At 42.3% G+C, this 19,788-nt stretch carries 15 protein-coding genes; 7 read left to right on the top strand and 8 right to left on the bottom strand.

The features are described from left to right. Positions 1-21: 21 nt before the first annotated feature. Complete coding sequence (locus CCC32_RS07455) at positions 22-960, top strand: glycosyltransferase family 2 protein (RefSeq protein ID WP_502705608.1); 939 nt, start codon at positions 22-24, stop codon at positions 958-960. On the opposite strand, the gene CCC32_RS07450 is transcribed toward CCC32_RS07455, so the two are convergent. The 4 genes from CCC32_RS07450 to CCC32_RS07435 all read right to left on the bottom strand — a co-directional run bounded on the left by CCC32_RS07450 (position 950) and on the right by CCC32_RS07435 (position 8,067). Then, positions 950-4,933, bottom strand: coding sequence for a translocation/assembly module TamB domain-containing protein (locus tag CCC32_RS07450; protein ID WP_197065824.1), 3,984 nt, complete (start codon positions 4,931-4,933; stop codon positions 950-952). The genes CCC32_RS07455 and CCC32_RS07450 overlap by 11 nt on opposite strands. A gap of 561 nt (positions 4,934-5,494) precedes the next feature. Continuing rightward, positions 5,495-5,626, bottom strand: coding sequence for a hypothetical protein (locus tag CCC32_RS07445; RefSeq protein WP_022317323.1), 132 nt, complete (start codon positions 5,624-5,626; stop codon positions 5,495-5,497). A 15-nt stretch (positions 5,627-5,641) separates the two neighbouring features. Next, entirely contained in the window at positions 5,642-7,222 is a 1,581-nt protein-coding gene (locus CCC32_RS07440; protein ID WP_042519442.1) for a DUF4270 domain-containing protein, read from the bottom strand. A gap of 32 nt (positions 7,223-7,254) precedes the next feature. Beyond that, complete coding sequence (locus CCC32_RS07435; RefSeq protein WP_022317321.1) at positions 7,255-8,067, bottom strand: glycogen/starch synthase; 813 nt, start codon at positions 8,065-8,067, stop codon at positions 7,255-7,257. A gap of 217 nt (positions 8,068-8,284) precedes the next feature. On the opposite strand from CCC32_RS07435, the gene panC reads away from it, so the two are divergent. Both panC and panD read left to right on the top strand, forming a co-directional pair. Continuing rightward, the gene (gene panC / locus CCC32_RS07430; RefSeq protein WP_022317319.1) at positions 8,285-9,139 is read left to right on the top strand and encodes a pantoate--beta-alanine ligase; all 855 of its coding nucleotides are present in this window, start codon (positions 8,285-8,287) and stop codon (positions 9,137-9,139) included. A gap of 12 nt (positions 9,140-9,151) precedes the next feature. After that, positions 9,152-9,499, top strand: coding sequence for an aspartate 1-decarboxylase (gene panD / locus CCC32_RS07425; protein ID WP_022317318.1), 348 nt, complete (start codon positions 9,152-9,154; stop codon positions 9,497-9,499). 113 nt (positions 9,500-9,612) lie between these two features. Here panD and hemW read toward each other — a convergent pair whose 3' ends face one another. Further along, complete coding sequence (gene hemW / locus CCC32_RS07420; RefSeq protein ID WP_287073386.1) at positions 9,613-10,737, bottom strand: radical SAM family heme chaperone HemW; 1,125 nt, start codon at positions 10,735-10,737, stop codon at positions 9,613-9,615. 174 nt (positions 10,738-10,911) lie between these two features. Between hemW and fusA2 the strand changes: the two genes are divergently transcribed. Then, entirely contained in the window at positions 10,912-13,071 is a 2,160-nt protein-coding gene (gene fusA2 / locus CCC32_RS07415; RefSeq protein WP_287073384.1) for an elongation factor G2, read from the top strand. A gap of 175 nt (positions 13,072-13,246) precedes the next feature. On the opposite strand, the gene tamL is transcribed toward fusA2, so the two are convergent. After that, a complete protein-coding gene (tamL, locus tag CCC32_RS07410; RefSeq protein ID WP_287073461.1) occupies positions 13,247-15,418 on the bottom strand; it encodes a translocation and assembly module lipoprotein TamL in 2,172 nt (723 codons plus the stop codon). A gap of 121 nt (positions 15,419-15,539) precedes the next feature. Between tamL and CCC32_RS07405 the strand changes: the two genes are divergently transcribed. Continuing rightward, positions 15,540-16,292 carry a TrmH family RNA methyltransferase gene (locus tag CCC32_RS07405; RefSeq protein WP_042519439.1) on the top strand — a complete coding sequence of 251 codons (753 nt, stop codon included), beginning with the start codon at positions 15,540-15,542 and terminating at the stop codon, positions 16,290-16,292. Positions 16,293-16,322: 30 nt separating this feature from the next. On the opposite strand, the gene CCC32_RS07400 is transcribed toward CCC32_RS07405, so the two are convergent. Then, positions 16,323-17,120 (bottom strand): DUF4738 domain-containing protein, encoded by a 798-nt coding sequence (locus CCC32_RS07400; RefSeq protein ID WP_156139336.1) that lies wholly within the window; start codon positions 17,118-17,120, stop codon positions 16,323-16,325. A 77-nt stretch (positions 17,121-17,197) separates the two neighbouring features. Further along, a complete protein-coding gene (gene rfbC / locus CCC32_RS07395; protein WP_287073380.1) occupies positions 17,198-17,746 on the bottom strand; it encodes a dTDP-4-dehydrorhamnose 3,5-epimerase in 549 nt (182 codons plus the stop codon). A gap of 134 nt (positions 17,747-17,880) precedes the next feature. Here rfbC and CCC32_RS07390 point away from each other — a divergent pair, with 134 nt between their 5' ends. Both CCC32_RS07390 and CCC32_RS07385 read left to right on the top strand, forming a co-directional pair. Then, on the top strand, positions 17,881-19,014 hold the full coding sequence (locus CCC32_RS07390; protein ID WP_287073378.1) for an HU domain-containing protein: 1,134 nt from the start codon (positions 17,881-17,883) through the stop codon (positions 19,012-19,014). A gap of 6 nt (positions 19,015-19,020) precedes the next feature. Beyond that, a complete protein-coding gene (locus tag CCC32_RS07385) occupies positions 19,021-19,554 on the top strand; it encodes an FHA domain-containing protein (RefSeq protein WP_022317311.1) in 534 nt (177 codons plus the stop codon). Positions 19,555-19,788 lie beyond the last annotated feature (234 nt).

The raw sequence follows: 19,788 nt of genomic DNA, 5'->3' as shown, positions 1-19,788 counted from the left end.
TTATTGCTAACCTGTATGAATATGAAACTTGTAATTGTTGTACCATGTTATAATGAAGAAGAAGTTCTGAATGAAACGAAACAGCGATTGCTTGGCGTGTTAGACAAGCTGAAGTCTGATGGAGGCATTTCAGAAGGAATGGTGTTGTTTGTGGATGATGGGAGCAAAGACCGCACATGGCAGATGATAGAGGCTTTTGCCGGTGATTCTCCTATGGTTGGCGGGTTGAAACTATCAGGCAACCGTGGTCATCAGTATGCCTTGCATGCAGGTTTGAAATGGGCTTCAGAACATTCTGATGCTTCTGTTTCTATTGATGCCGACCTGCAGGACGATGTTAATGCCATTTATGAAATGGTGAATGAATATCATAAGGGGAATGACATAGTGTTTGGAGTCAGAAAGGAGCGCAAGACGGATACTTTCTTCAAGCGTACAACGGCTTTGGCTTTCTATAAGCTTATGAATGCACTCGGCGGCAAGGTGATATACAACCATGCTGACTTCAGGCTCATGAGCAGGAGAGCGATGCTGGCTATGATGAAATATCCGGAGAGTAATCTGTTCTTGAGGGGTATTGCAGCATCTGTCGGTTATCCTTCTACGTGTGTGTATTATAACAGGAGTGAGCGTTTTGCTGGAGAGTCTAAATATCCATTGAACAAGATGCTGGCTTTTGCCATTGAGGGAATTACTTCATTTTCAGTGAAACCATTGAGGTTGATTTCATATTTGGGTATAATATTCATTCTTGTAGCCATAGGTGTCATCATATATGCATTGTATGAACATTTTACGGGTAATACCATAGAGGGTTGGACTTCATTGCTCGTGAGCATGTGGTTCATTGGCGGTTCGATACTTCTGGCATGTGGCGTTACTGGTGAATATATTGGTAAAGTGTATCTTGAGGTGAAAGAACGCCCGAAATATTTCGTTGAGAAGAAGGTCAACGTTTGACAATCTTCTTCTTCTTTGTCTTGAACAAATCCCACCATGTCTTGAAATCCTTCTTCAGTATGATTCCAAGTCCTTGGGTGTTGAGTGATGATTTCGTGAAGTATCTGTCATTGGTCTGATTGTATACTTTAATGGCAACGCTCCCGTTGGGAGTAAGCAGATACTTAACGTCAAAATCACCGATGAACGACGACGTGGTGTTGGGGTTGTCTCTATACCCGAACTGTCCGTTTATCAGGAGCCTGTTGCTGAACAGGCTTCCTGAAAGCAGTCCTTCGTATTCTGCATTGTTGAAACCTTCGGTACCAGTACTTATGTTGGTGCCGAAGTTCCAGTTGTTGTTCTTTATCAGTGTGCCCAGGATATTGTTTACCTGTTGGCTTATCGTTCCGCTGAGCAGACTTTGCATAGCAAGACTTGTCTGGCTTTGCTGTGCATCTTCCTGTTTTGAGTTGTTTTTTGAGTCTGTGTAGAATCGTCCTATGGCAAGCAGATATACCACTTGCTGGTTCATTTCCTCCTCGCTGTTTATCAATGATCTCACCATTTGCTTGGCATCATTGTTTACTGTGGGCATGTCAAAGTCGAAGTCTACCTTTATGGTCTCTGGCGTTCCGCCGATATTCATGATGCAATCTACCTTTACGTTGTTGCTTGAAAAGCTGTTTCCGATGCGCAAATCAGCGAGTGAAACACCATTGACGGGGTATATGGCTTTGAGGTTCAGCTGAGAGTTGAACGGGTTGCCGCCGAAAACGATGTTGCTGCCTTGCTGGAAGCGGAAATCTTTCTTTATGATGTTCTGTATTGTGAGGTTGTAAGAACCATGGTCGATGACGTATGTGCCGTACATGTCAAAGCTGCCTTTGTTGAAATATGTGGCTTTAAGAGCACCGTTCCCGTTGAGGGATATCTTGTCGCCGGTAGCCTTGTCCATCAACACACGGAGGGTGAAGTCGGGGGTAGCGGCCACGTTGAAGTTGATGAACATGTCGGAAGCGTCGTTCAGATCCTTCTCATCTTCATCTTTCTTTGTTGCATGATAATAGTAGTCTTCTGTATTGTTCTCGACTTTTGGCGTTTCGTGACTGACCCATCTGAGAAAATTACTGTCGGTTATGGCGTCAGGACTAGCCGCATTGTATTCTATGAACGAACCTTTGTTTGGTGTCATGTCAATATCGAATACAATGCTGTGTGGGCGACCGGTGATATTGCAGTCGCCGGTGCCGTATACTGTGCCATAGAATGAGTTGTTGCCGTAGTCGTTGAAGTCGTAACACAGAAATTTGTTGGCATGTATGCCGAGGTCGAATGTCAGCCTCGTCAGATGCTTGTGATGCAAGGCTCCAGTGACCGTTGCCACATTGCCGTGTCGGTCTGTTACGGTGTCACCCTTGAATATGATTTCGTCGGGTACCATTCTTATCGTGTCGTTCTTCAGTCTGTATACAGTGTTGAGTGGACTGATGCCGATAGTGCCGTCGGCAACCAATAGTCCTTGGAGGTTTACCTCGCTCAAATCTCCGAATACCTGTGCAAAACCATTGGCATGTGCGTCGATTTTGTTCATGAAACTTCCGCAAAAGCTTTTCAAGAACTCAATGTTTGTATTATGGGCGGTTATGCCGAGATCTATATAATTCTTCTCTGGGGAGACATAGCCTTTGATGATTGTCTTGACATTGTTGTCATCATCCGCATGGGCGTCGATGTCTATCTGCTTGTCGTGCTTGTTCCATTTCACGTTGGCGAATAACTTGCCCATCCTTCCGTCCTGGAACTTGAAGTTATCGACAGTGAGGTCCACCCAGGCGTCTGGATCTTGCATGATTGACTTTAGATATGCAGTTCCCGAAGCCTGTCCGCCGAAGGTTACAGAATGGAAGTTGACTAAGTTCAGGATATAGTTCACGTCAACGTTTTGCAGATCTACCCTAAGAGAGTCGTCAGCACTGCTTGTCGCCTTTCCGTAAATTTTTATGAACTGTCTGTCACGCCCTATGGCAAAGTGGTTTACCTGTATCTTGTCCTTGTTGTATATGATGCTCGAAGGAGATATGTGCCATATTGTGTCATTAAGAGACAGTGTGGAGGGCTTGATGTTTATATATGCCGATTTTTCATTATTTGCATCATTATAGAAGCTTGTTTCTGTTTCAATAGTGCCTCGTATGTTCAGCGGTGAGTTGTAGGCCATGTCGATATGACTGTTTAACTTATTGTCTATAGCGCTTGCCTTGACATTCAGAAGAATGCTCTTTCCCTTGTCTTCAATTTTCTTTATGTTGCATTCGGCAATCAGACTGTCGTTGACTGTCTTGACATTGAGCTTGGCGTTCTTGAAAGATTCTCCTGCGTAAGTGAATCCAGGCATTGTAACATCAGCGTTTATCTCTTTTTTCATGTCGTTGATGTTTGCTTTGATATGAATCGGCTCGTTCGATGTGTATGGTATGCCTAAGATAGCGTGGATCCATTTAGTATCGTATATGTTTGCTTTGAGAGAGAAATTGTTGTCTGCACAATACACTTTATTGCGTTCGATGCCAGGAGCCGTAGGCAGTTGCTTCTTGATGATGGAAAGCATACTCTGTCCGATTGTAGAGAATTGGTATTTGCCTCTGATTTCAATTTCACCGATATCAGACTTGATGTCGATGTCTCCTTTGTTGATATTCGCTGTCAGTTCGTTGAGTGAGTAGTTCTCTGTAGGTGACTGCATGCTGAATTCTTTCAGTTGCAGCTTTCCTGTCAGATCATACAGACTCTTTCCTGTGGCGCAGATGTTGATCTGTGTAGAGAATCTTGCATCACCCCATTTGTTCGTTATGTTGAGGCGTTGCGGATTAATATTCTTCAAATCCATTGAAATGTCTGAAATGGGCGACTTCATGAAGTTCTTGATGGATCCGATGAGAGACAAATGGCAGTTCTCGTCGTTCACATTAAGTCTGCCGTTTATGTCTGTGCCGTTATACGCACCATCGATGTCAATGTCTTTGTATGTATATTTGTTGTATTCAAAGTCTGAAATTCGACCTCTGACTTTGGTATCAGTTATTTTGTTGTTGTGGATGCGGGCTTCGCCGTGCAGGTTTGCGCTTATATTCCCGAATTTATTGTCTGCCAATAGTTCATTCAGATTGATGCGGCCGGCTGAAATTTCAGCAGCTAGTTTCGTTGCCCTTTTCTGGATAGCAAACTGAATATTTCCTAGATTCGTGTTTACATTTCCGCATGCACTGATGTTGTCATTGTTAGTTTCACATGTTGCAGCGGCGGTAATTGCTTTAAGTTTTGTCAATGGGGTGGGGATATCTATTCTGGCAGTTCTTGCAGCTTTGAAAACCAATGCCAAATAACTCTCGTTTACAGACAGCTGGCTTATCTTTGCTTTCCATGTCTTGCAGCCGTCGAAAGGAGTAAACATGCCATTGGCATTAAACTTGAATGCTGTGTCTTGTGAATATAATGACAGTCTGCTGACTTTTGCTTTGCCGTCGGTGTAAGAGAAATCTGCAACTAAGTTTAACTTGTTGGAAAGATCATTCAGCTCTGGCACGATGAAGGCAAAGTCGGAAAGCGTTATATTGTTTCCAATGATGTTTCCTTTGCCTTTAATGGTATTGCCGACAATGCTACCGCCATCTGTTCTATAGGTGGCGGTAATGGAGTCTGAATAAATTGTACTGTGGGGCAGGCATAGTCTGAAATTCTTGACAGATGCCTTTTGGGGAGTTACAAGAGCACTGAATGTCAGTTTGCCTATGTTGAGGCCGGATTGCTCTTTGAACGATAGCTTCTTGACTATGGCGTTGGCCATATCGTTTGTGATGTGTCTTATTATTATGTGTGAGCTGATGTCGGAAACGTGGATATGGTAGGGAGATAGTTTATTCGAAGTGTTCGGCATATCCCATTGGTCATATTGTATCGCTCCGTTTCTTATGATGAAAGAGTTAATTCTCAAATCAAGTTCGCTTTCCTCTTTTTTATCAGAAGAAAGTGAATCAATTACGAATTGGAAATTTGGTTGTGAATATTTGTCTTTCTTGTATAATTTTGCTCTCAATCCGAATATTTGAGCCGATGAGATAGAGATATTTCCTTTGGCTAGTTCCAGAATGTCTATACTGATAGATACGCGGGAGGCGTGCAACATGTCTTTGTTGCTTTTGTCTAGCATGTTGAAGTCGTCAATAATGACCCTGTTGAGGAAACCTAAATTTATGTTGCTTATGGTTATTTCTGTGCCAAAAGTTTTTCTCAAGATTTTTGCCACATAAGCTCCTGTATATGCCTGTACTGACGGTATGTGAAGCAGTATTGACAATGCTATGTAAATGGACATGACGGTCCAAATTATAGTCGTGGTTATGTGGCGTAGTCTTTTCACCTTATATTCTAATTTGTTTGCTTTATGATAACTGTCTGTAGAACCTTTGTTTGCTTATCCTTTTTTAGTTGGTTCTTGACTGTATTATAATTTAAAAGAAGCGCCGACGTATTTATGCGTGGCGCTTCTTGAGTGTTACAAAGCTTCATCTTCAGGCTTTTCAATCCTGTTGTGACCTTTCAGCTTGATATGCTTTTTCCGCGCTATCCATTTAGCTTTCTTCTTTTCATAATCAAGCATGTGTCGTTCCAAGAAATTGTCTGCCATTTGTATTGATGTATATTATTTCTGGAATTTACTGTATACTACGTCTATTGTAATATTGGCGTCACCTGTCATAGAGCCTTTCACAAACTTCGATGCCGTAAGGCTCATGTCGTTTGTCACTTTTACGAGCTTCGTCGTTTGTCCCGTTGTGACATAAGTCGTTTCTACAGGTATGACAAGTACCTTGTTCCATGTAGGGTGTTTTTTCTCCCACATAGTCTTGGCATCTGCGCTCGACATTCCTTTTCCTTCATATTCCTTGATGCCTTCAGAGCGTTTCCTGCTCATGTAAGCAATCAGGTTTGCCACATTGTGGAAGGTATATGAGTTTTGTTTAGCCAATGACGACTGGTCGCTTGTTGCGAAGACGGCGGTGTATGTCTGTACATTGTCCGGTATCTTTCCTTCTTCGAAGAAACTTGTGCGCATATCGTTAGGTATGAGGAGAAGGGTGGTGGGGATGTCCAGATTGTATTTCTCGTGCTTCGTGTTGTTTATCCTCGTAAGGGAAATGCGCGCAGAATTGATTGTGTCGTTCTCGTGTCCGTTTAGAATCTCGTCCACAGGAATTGTCAGTTCGGTAAATATTCCCGCAGGTGACTTGATGTAAGTGATGTCGTTCTTGTTTCCTTCCTCAACCATCTTGTCTATGGCGGCATTGTCGTTGGAAATACGTGTCGACTGTATTACTTCTTCTGTACCTGCGAATGTAGTCACGACATTTACAGTTGTGTCTTTTTTCTCACCGTTGGTGGTCTTCTCATACTTGTATTTATAATATACAAGCATCTGGCTCATATTTATATAAGCCATTGAGCCAAGTCCATCTGATGATTTGAAATAGAAACCGGGACAGATGTTGTGGATGAAGCTGTATGAATCTTTGAAGAGCTTGGGATTACTATAGTATTTTTGCATTATATAAGTACCATAGTTATAGTATCCTTTTTTCTCCTTATCCTTGTATGCAGCCTTTTCTTCTATCAAGTTGCCATTTTCGTCGAGTTCTGAATTCGGCAGATTGATCTTGATTTTCTTTGGTACGGTGTCTGATGCCAAATCATATAAGGTATAAGTCTTGTTGACGTTGACTCTTCCCTCATCTGTGCGACAATAATTATCGTCAGACTTCAATGGGTTGAAGTCTGAATAATATTTCTTGTTTTCCTCCATTGGCTTTGACAACTCTAGCATATTGAGTTTCATGGTAGACAGAGAGTCGCCATAATACTTGTCGTAATATAGGTAGATCACGCACGAGTCTGCTATTATTGAGCCGTCTTTGAGTCTGCTTACTATTGATTTTTCTGCAGGCAGTTGTGTTCCTTCAAGAGTATAGAATTGTGTCAGGAAGTCTCCTTTCACGAATGCTCCTGTTTCAGGGTCTTTCACTTTTCCCAAATATCCAGTGGCTGATCTTGAATATACAGAGTCAGCCTTCACGGATTTTGAACTTATAGGGAAAGATCTTGCGGTGACATTGATGTTGTCGAGGTCGTCGATGATGCTTCCTCCGATGTTGTCAGTATTGTCATCACAAGAGCATAGACAAGAAAATATTAATGCGAGGCTTAGAAATACCTGTTTTGCTTTCATGAAATGTATTTGTTTTTCTGTGTTTATGGAATTTACTCCAAGATGCTGTCGTAGAAATTGTCGTATGCGTCAACGTCTAATTCTGTTGCGGCAGCCTGAGACATGAATGGAATACCCTTCGATTTTGTATATTCAACAAGTTGTTGGTTGACGCCAGGACCTGCCTCTATGACACCGTCGGAATAGTCGATGGCCAATTTTTCGAATTCTGTGAAGTCGAATTTCTCATTGTAGTTCTTCAGTATGTCGCTATGGGCATCCTTGAATTCAAGACATTGTCCAAATGTTTTCTCAATGTCCTTCTTCAAACCGTTTCCGAAGAGGGATGTGATGATCTTGGTGTTTGCGAACGAAGGCTCGTCCTTGTATGCGGTTTTCACATAATAGGGTACAATGTTGCCTATCCACCCCTGGCAATGGATGATGTCAGGGGTCCAATGCAGCTTCTTTATTGTCTCCAGTACGCCTCTTGCGAAGAATATTGAACGTTCGCCGTTGTCTTCGTATTCTTCGCCGTTTTCATCGTTTGCCATGAGTCTCTTTGTGAAGTAGTCGTCGTTGTCGATGAAATATACCTGTATCCTTGTCGAAGGGATTGAAGCGACCTTGATTATCAGAGGGTGGTCAGTGTCATCAAAGATTATCATCATCCTTGAAAGACGAATCACTTCGTGTAGCTGGCCTCTCCTTTCGTTTATGTTTCCCCATTTGGGCATGAAGGTCCTGATTTCATATCCTTTTTCAAGTATGGACTGAGGAAGCTCGCGGCCTATGTGGGACAATTCGCTGTCAGAAACGTAAGGCGTTATCTCTTGGTTGATAAATAGAATTTTTTTTGACTTCATCATTGTTTTTCTTTAATCTTTGCAAAGATACGAAAAAAAACTTACTTGGTGCCTTGCTTCTCGCAAAATTGCTCAAAACTCATTGCTAATTGGCTTTTTTTTAAACATATTCTTTCTTGTTTAAGAAAAATGTTGTTATTTTGCACCGATTTTTCATTCGCAGTCGGTCTCTTTCGGGTGATTGGCATTTTTGGAAAAGGTTTATAAATATAATATAATGAAAGTTTTTAGTAAGATAGCAGACCTCCAGAACGAGTTGTTCGAAGCTCGTAAGAATAAAAAAACAGTAGGTCTTGTTCCCACGATGGGAGCTCTTCATGCAGGACATGCGTCTTTGGTTAAAAGAAGCGTTTCGGACAATGACGTTACAGTAGTGTCGGTATTTGTCAATCCGACGCAGTTCAATGATAAAACCGACCTGAATACTTATCCGCGTACACTTGATGAGGATTGTAAGTTGTTGGAATCCGTAGGGGCTGATTGTGTGTTTGCTCCTTCTGTAGAAGAAGTTTATCCATCGCCTGATACGAGAAGCTTTGAATTTCCACCAGTGACAACGGTTATGGAAGGCGCTCACAGACCAGGACATTTCAACGGAGTATGCCAGGTCGTAAGCCGGTTGTTTTACATCGTACGTCCAGACAAGGCTTATTTCGGAGAAAAGGATTGGCAGCAAATTGCAGTAATCAAGGCGTTGGTGAAATATCTAGGTCTGAAGTTGAATATTGTTGAATGTCCTATTGTCAGAGAAGAGGACGGATTGGCAAAGTCGTCTCGCAACACATTGTTGGCTTCAGATGAGCGTTCTGTTGCTCCCATGATATTCAAATATCTTAACGAGAGCGTGGATTATGCGAAGAAGCACACTTTGAAAGAAACCCATGATTGGGTAGTGGACAGTATCAATGCCGTGGACGGATTAGAAGTGGAATACTTCTCTATTGTTGATGGCGATACATTGCAGGATGTAGAGAACTGGGAGGATTCTTCGGATACGGTAGGATGTATTACTGTGTATTGTGGAAAGAAGCCAGTCAGGCTTATAGATCATATAAAATATAACGCCAAATAAAAGATATTTATCATGTTGATTGAAGTTTTGAAGAGCAAGCTGCATTGTGTTCAGGTTACAGAGGCAAATCTGAATTATATGGGTAGCATAACCATAGACGAGGACTTGATGGATGCGGCTAATCTTATAGCTGGTGAAAAGGTTCAGATAGTAAACAACAATAACGGAGAACGTTTTGAAACATATATAATCAAGGGAGAGCGTGGCAGCGGATGTATTTGCCTTAATGGTGCAGCTGCAAGAAAATGTGTTGTAGGTGATACAGTTATAATAATTGCTTATGCACTTATGGACTTTGAAGAGGCCAAGTCTTATAATCCGGTTGTGGTTTTCCCTGTAGACAACAAGATACAGAAGTAATTCATCTTTGCATGTCATATCATTGAAGCAGCGTATGGTCTTGGCATTACGCTGCTTCAATGTATCTACGCAAATCGTTTGAAGTGAAGATTATGCTTCCGGTTTCTTGTTTCCTATACGTGCATCAAGTCGCTGATAATGCTGTCGCTCACAAACAGTCCCTTCCTTGTCAGATGTAGGTGGCTGCCTTCGAGTGTCATCAATCCATTTTCGATATGTGGGGCAGCTTCTTTGTACAGGAAGGCAAGATAGTCTTCGCCAAAATTTTTCTTTATGCCGATCATGTCAATTCCTTCGCATGTGCGTAGTCTTGTCATGACCACGTCGTCAAATCTTGAGTCCTTGGTTAGAAATTCAGTTTCGGCAGGAATCGTTTTATTACTGATAGATTCCATGTAGGACGATATGTCGTCAATGTTCCATTGTCTTGACATTCGGTTGAAAGAATGTGCAGAAGCTCCGATGCCCAGGTATGGGATGTCATTCCAATAGTTGCTGTTGTGTATAGACCGGTAACCGCTTTTTGCAAAGTTGCTTATCTCGTAATGTTCGTATCCGGCAGCAACAAGTTTGTCTATAAGTATGTTGTACATGGCAAGATACGTTTCCTCGTCGCATTCCTTTATCCTGTTCTCAAGAAGAAGTTTTGTCATTGCAGTCCCCTCTTCATACATCAGACTATAAGCAGAGATGTGCTCAATCTCCAGGTTGAGGGCGCTTTCAATGTCTGTCCTCCATGTTTGTATGCTTTCTTGTGGAAATCCGAACATTAGGTCAATGCTGATGTTCGACACGTCAGCCTTTCTCAGCCTTTCCACCGCCGATATGATTTGTGACGCATTGTGCCTTCTCCTTATGAAGGATAGAATATCGTCAGAAAAAGACTGTGCTCCCATACTGACCCTATTGATGGGAGAACTTTTTATATAATCGGCAAGAGATTCCGTGATGTCGTCTGGGTTGCATTCAAAAGTCGCTTCTATGGAGTCTTCCACCTTATTATATTTATATATGGCATCGAAAATCCTGTCAATGTCAGTTTGGCAGAGCTGTGAAGGCGTGCCACCTCCAAGGTATATCGTGGAGATTCTGTCGTCCAGATAATCCCTTCTCAACCTTAATTCTTCGCAAAGGCTGTCTACGTAACGTGAACGAAGTTCTTCGTGAGTTGTTGAATAGAAGCCGCAATAGATGCAACGGCTCTTGCAAAATGGGATGTGAACGTATAATCCTGACATAATTTGTAATTTTTGTATTGCAAAAGTACTAATATGTTTTAAAAAACAGGATTTTTTGTAGCAAATATTTTGTAAAATGAAGAAAATATGATAACTTAGTTGCCGTTAAATCTAATTAAGTCGCCACAAGAACATGAAAGCACTTGGAACGACAAATCTAAAATCTATAATAACATGAGAGTTTACCAGACTAATGAAATCAAGAACATTGCCTTGCTTGGCAGTGCGGGTTCCGGCAAGACTACTCTTGCCGAAGCGATGTTGTATGAGAGTGGTGTCATCAAGCGCCGTGGTACAATAGAAGCAAAGAACACGGTTTGTGACTACTTTCCAGTAGAACAGGAATATGGCTATTCTGTATTCTCTACTGTATTTAATGTGGAGTGGAATAACAAGAAACTGAATATTATCGATTGCCCTGGCTCAGATGATTTTGTGGGCGGAGCAATTACAGCGCTTAATGTCACAGACCAGGCATTGGTGCTTATTAACGGTCAGTATGGTCCGGAGGTCGGAACTCAGAATTTATTTAGATATACAGACAAGCTGAAGAAGCCGGTTATCTTCCTCGTCAACCAGTTGGATAGCGAGAAGTGTGATTTTGAATCCATTATTGCACAAATGAAAGATATCTACGGCACCAAGTGCGTGCAGATACAGTATCCTTTGAATACGGGACCAGAATTCAATTCCCTTATCGACGTGCTTCTCATGAAGAAATATTCATGGACGCCTGAGGGCGGTGCACCTATCATCGAGGATATTCCTGAAGAAGAGATGGAGAGGGCTATGGCTCTACATAAGGAGCTCGTTGAGGCTGCTGCAGAGAACGACGAGACTCTGATGGAGAAATTCTTTGAAGAAGAGACACTTACAGAGGATGAGATGCGTGAGGGTATCCGCAAGGGACTCATCACACGCTCGATATTCCCAGTGTTCTGCGTTTGTGCAGGCAAGAGTATGGGCGTTCGTCGCTTGATGGAATTCCTTGGTAACGTAGTGCCGTTCGTTAGTGACATGCCGAAGGTGCATAATACGAGAGGACAGGAAGTTCCTGCCGATACCGACGCGCCTACTTCTTTGTATTTCTTCAAGACAGGAGTAGAGCCGCATATTGGTGAAGTCTCATATTTTAAGGTTATGAGCGGAAGCGTGAAGCCGGGTGATGATTTGACGAATGCAGACCGTGGATCAAAGGAGCGTATGGCGAATATCTTCGTATGTGCAGGAGCTAACCGTCAGTCTGTAGAGCAGTTGCAAGCTGGGGATATCGGTTGTACGGTAAAATTGAAGGATGTCAAGACCGGTAATACTCTCAACAGTAAAGACTGCGAGAATAGATTTGATTTCATCAAATATCCTAACTCAAAATATTCACGTGCGATAAAGGCTGTCAACGAAGCTGACACAGAAAAGCTTATGGCTGCTCTGACTAAGATGAGACAGGAAGATCCGACATGGGTCGTTGAGCAGAGCAAGGAACTTCGTCAGACTATCGTTCACGGACAGGGAGAGTTCCATTTGCGTACATTGAAATGGAGACTTGAAAACAATGAGAAATTGCAGGTTGAGTATCAGGAACCACGTATTCCATATCGTGAAACAATCACAAAACTTGCACGTGCAGACTATCGTCACAAGAAACAGTCAGGTGGAGCTGGCCAGTTCGGTGAGGTACATCTTATCATAGAACCTTATGCCGAGGGAATGCCGGATCCTGTTTCTTACAATATCAATGGCCAGGAGTTCAAGATGAATATCAAGAACAAGGAGGTCGTTGATTTGGATTGGGGAGGCAAACTTGTATTCATCAACTCTGTTGTTGGAGGAGCCATCGACCAACGTTTCATGCCTGCAATCTTGAGGGGAGTGATGGAGCGTATGGAGCAGGGACCGCTTACTGGAAGCTATGCTCGTGATGTTCGTGTTGTCGTTTATGATGGAAAGATGCATCCGGTAGACAGCAATGAGTTGTCATTCATGTTGGCTGCAAGAAATGCGTTCTCAGAGGCATTCAAGAATGCAGGTCCAAAGATTCTTGAGCCGATTTATGATCTGGAAGTTTTTGTCCCTTCAGATTTCATGGGAGATGTGATGAGTGACCTTCAGGGACGCCGTGCTCTAATCATGGGAATGGATTCTGAGGCAGGTTATCAGAAGCTTCAGGCGAAGATTCCATTGAAGGAACTCTCAAACTACAGTATCTCACTGAGTTCTATAACAGGTGGTAGAGCTTCGTTCACAACTAAGTTCGCAAGCTATGAACTTGTTCCTAACGATATTCAGCAGGAGCTGATTAAGGTTCATGAAGCAGAAATCGACGGAAAAGAATAAAGGTCTGTTGGAAACATAAATTAAGGGGGCATGTCATGAGATATGTCCCCTTATTTATGTTGAAAACGTGTAGAGTCTTTTCCCATTTGAATTGTGCAAGTCTTGCCGTTTTCGAAAGTACTGACAGAAGTGGTTTGTCTCTTGATTTGTATTTTCTGTTAGTTGTTGTGATTATTTAGAATGGCATGCCTACAGCGAAATGGAATGCAAAATCTCTGTTCATGTTCGGGTGGAATAATGGATAATGATCATTTTTAGATTCGTAAGCTGGATTTATTGCTTTCATTCCCATGTCGAAGCGCAGGATGAAATAGCTGAAGTTCAAGCGTATCCCCAATCCATAGGCAACGGCAATTTGTTTGTAGAAAGAGTCCAGATGGAACTGTCCACCTGGTTGTTCCTTGTATTCTCTCAATGTCCAAATGTTTCCAGCATCAATGAATGCCGCTCCGTGTAGTTTCCAGAACAAGGCGGTTCTGAATTCCATATTGAGGTCGAGTTTCATGTCTCCAGTTTGGTTTATGAAGTCAATGGCGCCATCTTTGCCTTTGAAGCTACCTGGGCCGAGTCCGCGTACGCTCCAGCCTCTGACCGAGTTCGCACCACCGGAGAAATATCTCTTTTCAAACGGTAAGACTGTACTGTTGCCGTAAGGATAGGCCACACCGAGAGCTGCATGCATAACAAGCTGGTTGTTCTGGTCGAACGAAAACTTGTGTGTGTAGTCGAAGTCGAATTTCGCATATTGGGCATAAGCGATGTTGAAAATCTTGTAGTGTTTATTGGCATCCTTCTGCATTTTCGTGATATGCGATATACCGTTGAGGATATTACCGGCTGTCTCGCAGTTTATTTTGAATGCATTGTTTTTGTGGCTGTATGTCATTCCAAATCCGATTTTCATGATGAAGAGATCTTCGTAGTTGTATTTCAAAATGACGTTTTTATTGTCTACATTATCAAGATAGTTGTCTTTGAATGTAGATGATATCCATGGCATATAGACATAATTGAGGTCTATGATGTCAACTTTGTATTGGTGTTTTTGGCTAGAGTCTGTCCATCTGTATCTTACAGAGCCTGAGAATACTCGTCTGTGGAACTCTGGACGGTTTTGCAGGTTATAGCTCACTCCGATTTCCGTCGTAGAGTAAGAACGCCTTTTGAAGTCATATGACAGAAACGGACACATGAAGCTGGGGAAAAGAATCTTTGACTCTATTCCGTATTCTATATAATTCTGATTCTGGTAGCCTTCAAGACCGGTTATCGCTTCGTAAGCCCCTCTTAGTTTCACGCTGAACACTTCAGAGCCTCTGAACAGATTCCTGTTTTCGTATGTAAGCGATACTGCGGCACCAAGGTCTCCGGCTGTATTTGTACCTTCAGGTTGGAAACTGATACTGTTGGGGGTGCTCGGACTCACTCTGATGTTGCAGTCGAGCAGGCCTTCACCTGCTTCTTTGAATTGAATGTTCGTGTATTTCACAGCTTGAAGCTTTCCGAGACTGTTATATGTTCTTTTGAGCATTTCAGAACTGAAGGGCTTACCTTCTTCGAGCCATGTGTTTTCCTTAAGCACATTAGCTCGCAATGGAATTCTGTCTCCTTCTGTGCTACTGTAGATAATATTGTTTATCTTGTAGCAAGTATGTAGTGTGTCTGTCTTTACTCCTGGTTTTTCGTATTTTGCTATGTGGAGTATCAAATCTACAAGTTCTTTGCCAGGTATTGAGTCTGCCGTATACGATATGAAATTCTTGTGAAAGTGGTAATATCCATTGTTTGTCAGGGCAGATGTTATAATTCGGCGCTCCTGTTCAAGACTGTTGATGCTGAATACCGCTCCTGCCTTTATCCTTTTTTCTTTAGGGTATATTACATCAAGCTTCTTTTCGATGTTGTCGTCTTGGATGTCGTATGTTATGTTGTTTATGTGAAATTTCTTCCCGGGAGTAAGGATGTATGTTATATCAATCTTGTTTTTCTTATGAATCTTCGTACGGGTCTCCACATTGGCATTGAGAAACCCGTTGTTCTGCATTGCGCTTCGAAGATCGTTGCAAGTCGATTCTGTAAGTGTGGAATCCAGAGTTACTGGCTTTTCCCCGATATTCTTTAAAGTCTTGTTGATCCACTTTGTTGAATCTTTGCCTGCAAGTGAATATGTCGCAAGTGGTATGCGTAGTGCTGAAAACCACTTTGTGTTTCCTTTCTGCTTTATATATGGTTCATATTCTGAAGCGTTTATGCTTTTGTCTGTGCTCTCTATCATCACCTTGTTAATGAGAAACTCGTTTTCCGGTATGAATTTGGTTATGCTGCATCCCGTCATGACAGATGTCATAAACGCCACACAAAAGTGTATTAAGATATGTTTTATAGGTTTGTTCGTCACTTCTCTTGGTTTTGTTGTGCAAAAGTATAAAAAAAATTGTACTTTTGTGGCTCAAAAACTATAAAATGAAATGTTAAGCAAGAATCAGATAAAATTAGTTCATTCGTTGCAGTCAAAGAAAGGACGCGACAAAGAGGGTTGTTTCGTTGCAGAAGGTCCTAAGGTGGTGTCAGATTTGATGGAGATACTGAAGCCGAAAATGTTTTTTGCCACTCAGGGGTGGATAGATTCTAATCCTCAGATAGATAATGATATAGTTGTTGTCACGGATGATGAACTGCGTAAAATCAGTTTCTTGCAGCATCCACAGGGAGTGCTTGCCGTATTCCCGATGCTTGTGAGTCAGCCTAAATGTGATTTCGACGATTCTTCCCTTTACATTGCCCTTGATGGGGTGCAGGATCCTGGTAATCTGGGCACTATCATACGTGTGGCCGATTGGTTTGGTATAACGAAAATTTTCTGCAGCCGTAACACCGCTGACGTGTATAACCCCAAGGTCGTGCAGGCTACTATGGGCAGTATCGCCAGAGTGCGGGTTGAATATTGCGATTTGCAAGTGCTTTTCGATTCGCTCCCCGCCGGTTATCCCGTTTATGGAACATTCCTTGATGGTGAAGATATTTATAAGAAATCCCTCACTCCCAACGGTATTATAGTGATGGGGAATGAGGGGAATGGCATTTCCGCAGCTATGCGAAGCCGTATAAACAACAGGCTTCTGATACCGAACTTTCCTGAGGGGCGCCAGACTGCAGAAAGTCTGAATGTGGCAATAGCCACTGCCATAACATGTTCGGAGTTCAGAAGATGTTCGTCTTGAACTTTTCTGGTCTCTTTGCGTCTTGGCCTTCTATTTCGTTACGTTCATTGAAATCTTTCCGTCAGTCGTTATGACAATATTCACCATGTAGCTTACATAGCTGTCGGGGATGGCGAGTTCTGCTATATAGTGGAATCCTTTGCTGTCGGATGTGCTTGCTGTAAGGTCGCTCAATACGCTCTGTTTCAGAAAGTCTTTGGGAACATATTGTGTGAAGTCGCTTTTCTTAAAGTCTTTTGAGAAAATCTTTGTTTCCTGCTTGAAGATCCCCAGGTGGATAGTGTTGTCGAAATATACGCTTTCGATTTCCAGCCCGTCATCATTATATGATGTCTTCAACACTTTATATGTTGTAGGATTTACTTGAATGTAAGAGTGGTATCTCTCATTGTTACAGAACAATATGGTGTCGCTTTTAATTGTCTTGTTCTGGTTTACGCTCGTTGGCTTCTTGTTGGCGAACTGTAGTTCAAAGCTCGGGTCTTCGCCTTTTATCAGTTTCACTATGTCGCCATTTGAGTTTTTAAATTCAAATATATGCGCCGATTGTTTTAATATGGCGTATTTAGAGTCGTTTGCGCTTTTTAGTTCCAGAGTGTCGCCATATATGGCAAATTTGATAGGCTGGCTCAGGGAGTCTGGGTAGTATATGGTGTCCCCTTTGACTTTGAAGACGACATTCTCTTCGTCAGAGTCTACCCATATGCCTTGAAAAAGTTGTTTTGCCTTCAGGTCTTCTGTACGTACGGCTGTGTCTTCTCCTTTGTTTTTGCATGAAAAGGCAGTCGTGCACAAGAAAACCAAAAGGATGAAAGTCTTTATGTTCATTGTCATTAGATGTTGTGTGCCATAAGGCATCTGTGTTCATTTTGAGTCTCTGTCAAGAGATTGTCGGCGTATTTGCATCATTCGAACAAGACTGCCTCGGAAAATAGTTTTCCGTTGAAGTCTTTGTCGCTTGCCTGCACGTCTTTTTTTTCGATAGGCCATTCTATGTTGATTTCCGGGTCGTCGAATCGTATGGATGCTTCATACAGTGGGGCATACACGTTGTCTACCTTGTATGTGAATATTGCTTCTTGGCTCAAGACAAGAAATCCGTGGGCAAATCCTCTCGGTATGAAAAGTTGTCTTTTGTTGTCTTCGCTGAGTTCCACCTTCACGTGTTTGCCGAATGTGGGTGAGCTTTTTCTTATGTCTACAGCCACGTCAACCACTTTGCCTTTGATTACCCTTACGAGTTTCGCCTGCGAATATTCTCCCTTTTGATAGTGGAGTCCCCTTAAGACGCCGTAAGACGATTTCGATTCGTTGTCTTGCACGAAGTTCACGTTTCCGATGTTCTTTTCGAATTCTTCCTGTTTGAATGCCTCAAAGAAATAACCTCTTGGGTCGTTGAAGACTTTTGGTTCTATAATGAAAACTCCATCAATCGCGGTCTTTATAAAGTTCATGGTCGTATTTTATTTTGTTGCAAAAGTAATCAATATTATTTTATTCCGTATGTGTTTTTTACTTTTTTTTATTTCACCGATTGGTTTTGAAAGTTTTATTTGGCATTGTAATGGGAAAAGTGTAATTTTGCAACGTGATAGAATTGAAAAGACATATTGAAATATTGCTTTTGGACAATGACTGTGTTGTCGTGCCAGGCTTGGGAGGCTTTGTGGCGCATCATATAGATGCTCGCTATGATGCCCGTGATGGTGTGTATCTTCCGCCGTTGCGTACGCTTGGGTTCAACCAGAAACTCGATATGAACGACTCCCTTCTGGCGCAGTCGTATGTCGAGGCGTACGACATGAGCTATCCGGAGGCGATGAGAAAGATAGACGAGGAAGTTGGCGAACTGAAATCGGTGTTGGAAAAAGACGGTTTCTATGATTTGAGCGACATCGGAACTTTAGTCGTGAATGCTGACGGCCGTTATGAATTCGACCCTTGTGAGTCTGGTATCCTTACTCCGTCTTTGTATGGCTTGTCGAGTGTAGATGTGTCTCTATTGCTTGAGGATGGCGTGACTGCGACAATTCCTGCAGCAATTGATATGCCGGTGAAATCTATTACAGAGGAGCAGAGTGGGTCTGAAAAGTCTGCTGCTCAGCAGTCGCAGCAAGTGTTCCCGTATGGTGAATCGAAACTCGCAGAAAAACTATGCGCTGATGGTGACGTTGATTCGGAGAAGACAATCAGTATAAAGGTCAGTCTGATACGTAACGTGTTGGCCGTAGCGTGTGCCGTCTTGGCTTTCTTCATGTTGGCGACACCGATTAATAATGTAAATGACGAGACGTCGGTTTCAATGAGTGGAATCGGTAGCGGTCTATTATATAACTTGGTTTCCAGAGATGCGAACTCAGGAGTAACCAATGTAGTGGGTGAGAAAATCAATGCCATTCCAAGTGCCAAGTCTGGCAATATTATGGATAAAAAGATCGAGCCCCCAATAAAAAGAGTGGAACCTGTGTCGAAGCAGAAAGACATGCAGACGGAAGTCTATTGCATTGTTCTGGCTTGCAGAATAACCAAGTCTAATGCCGACGCTTTCGTCAAGAGTCTGCATGAGCAGGGGTTGGTCGAGGCCAGAGTCCTTGAGCAGGAGGGTGAATCCTTGAAGGTGGTATATGGTAATTACGAATCTAAAACGAAAGCTTTAAGCGAATTGACACAACTTCGTGAAAATGAGATGTTTTCAAGTTCTTGGATATATAAGGAAAACTAAAAAAAGATGAAAAGAGTACGCTGCCCTAAATGTGACAACTACATCATATTCGACGAGACAAAGTATGCCGACGGACAGTCTTTGGTATTCCAATGTCCAGAGTGTGGCAAGGAATTCGGTATACGAATGGGTGTGTCGAAATTGCGTGAACGCCAGAAAGACGAGAATCCAGACGAGAATGCGGATGAGAATGGATGTGGTTCAATCGTCGTCATTGAGAATGTCTTCCATTATAAACAAGTCTTGCCATTGAAGATGGGTGACAATATAATAGGTCGCTATATGAAAAATGCGAAGGTGGACTTGAAGATAGAGACAAACGACCCGAGTATGGATATCAGCCATTGCGTTATAAATGTTTCGAGAGACAAGAAGACGGGCAAGCTAAAATATATATTGCGCGATGGACCTAGTTATACTGGAACTTTCGTAGACAATGAAATCCTTGGCGATAAAGAGCGTCGCGTGATTTATGACGGCACTCTGTTCACTCTCGGAGCTACTAGCATAATACTGCGTGCAGCAGAAGAAGATGATTGATTTATTCTTTATGCATTCAGAAAAGAGTGCAGACAAGGAATATTACTGATAGGGTTAAGCCGTAAAACTCGGCTACTTATGATATGAAACTCACTGAGTTGCAACATGTAATTCAGTGAATTTTTTGTATGTACTCCATATGTATTCCTTTTCTTTTGGAACATAACTTGTTTCCTTTGCATTGTCTTCATCCGTTCTTTGTTTCAAACGTGTAATAATAAATAGGAATGGAAC

Source organism: Prevotella sp. LMAG:51, from assembly GCF_008680225.1.
Classification (GTDB): domain Bacteria; phylum Bacteroidota; class Bacteroidia; order Bacteroidales; family Bacteroidaceae; genus Prevotella; species Prevotella pectinovora.
Note: the sequence above shows the minus strand (reverse complement) of the source record. Positions and strands in the feature narration are given on the sequence as shown.

Excerpts from the sequence above, each read along its gene's own strand:
- CCC32_RS07455 (WP_502705608.1), top strand. The coding sequence starts at position 22 with ATGAAACTTGTAATTGTTGTACCATGTTATAATGAAGAAGAAGTTCTG.
- CCC32_RS07445 (WP_022317323.1), bottom strand. The coding sequence starts at position 5,626 with ATGGCAGACAATTTCTTGGAACGACACATGCTTGATTATGAAAAGAAG.
- CCC32_RS07440 (WP_042519442.1), bottom strand. The coding sequence starts at position 7,222 with ATGAAAGCAAAACAGGTATTTCTAAGCCTCGCATTAATATTTTCTTGT.
- CCC32_RS07435 (WP_022317321.1), bottom strand. The coding sequence starts at position 8,067 with ATGAAGTCAAAAAAAATTCTATTTATCAACCAAGAGATAACGCCTTAC.
- panC (WP_022317319.1), top strand. The coding sequence starts at position 8,285 with ATGAAAGTTTTTAGTAAGATAGCAGACCTCCAGAACGAGTTGTTCGAA.
- panD (WP_022317318.1), top strand. The coding sequence starts at position 9,152 with ATGTTGATTGAAGTTTTGAAGAGCAAGCTGCATTGTGTTCAGGTTACA.
- hemW (WP_287073386.1), bottom strand. The coding sequence starts at position 10,737 with ATGTCAGGATTATACGTTCACATCCCATTTTGCAAGAGCCGTTGCATC.
- fusA2 (WP_287073384.1), top strand. The coding sequence starts at position 10,912 with ATGAGAGTTTACCAGACTAATGAAATCAAGAACATTGCCTTGCTTGGC.
- tamL (WP_287073461.1), bottom strand. The coding sequence starts at position 15,418 with ATGACATCTGTCATGACGGGATGCAGCATAACCAAATTCATACCGGAA.
- CCC32_RS07405 (WP_042519439.1), top strand. The coding sequence starts at position 15,540 with ATGTTAAGCAAGAATCAGATAAAATTAGTTCATTCGTTGCAGTCAAAG.
- CCC32_RS07400 (WP_156139336.1), bottom strand. The coding sequence starts at position 17,120 with ATGAACATAAAGACTTTCATCCTTTTGGTTTTCTTGTGCACGACTGCC.
- rfbC (WP_287073380.1), bottom strand. The coding sequence starts at position 17,746 with ATGAACTTTATAAAGACCGCGATTGATGGAGTTTTCATTATAGAACCA.
- CCC32_RS07385 (WP_022317311.1), top strand. The coding sequence starts at position 19,021 with ATGAAAAGAGTACGCTGCCCTAAATGTGACAACTACATCATATTCGAC.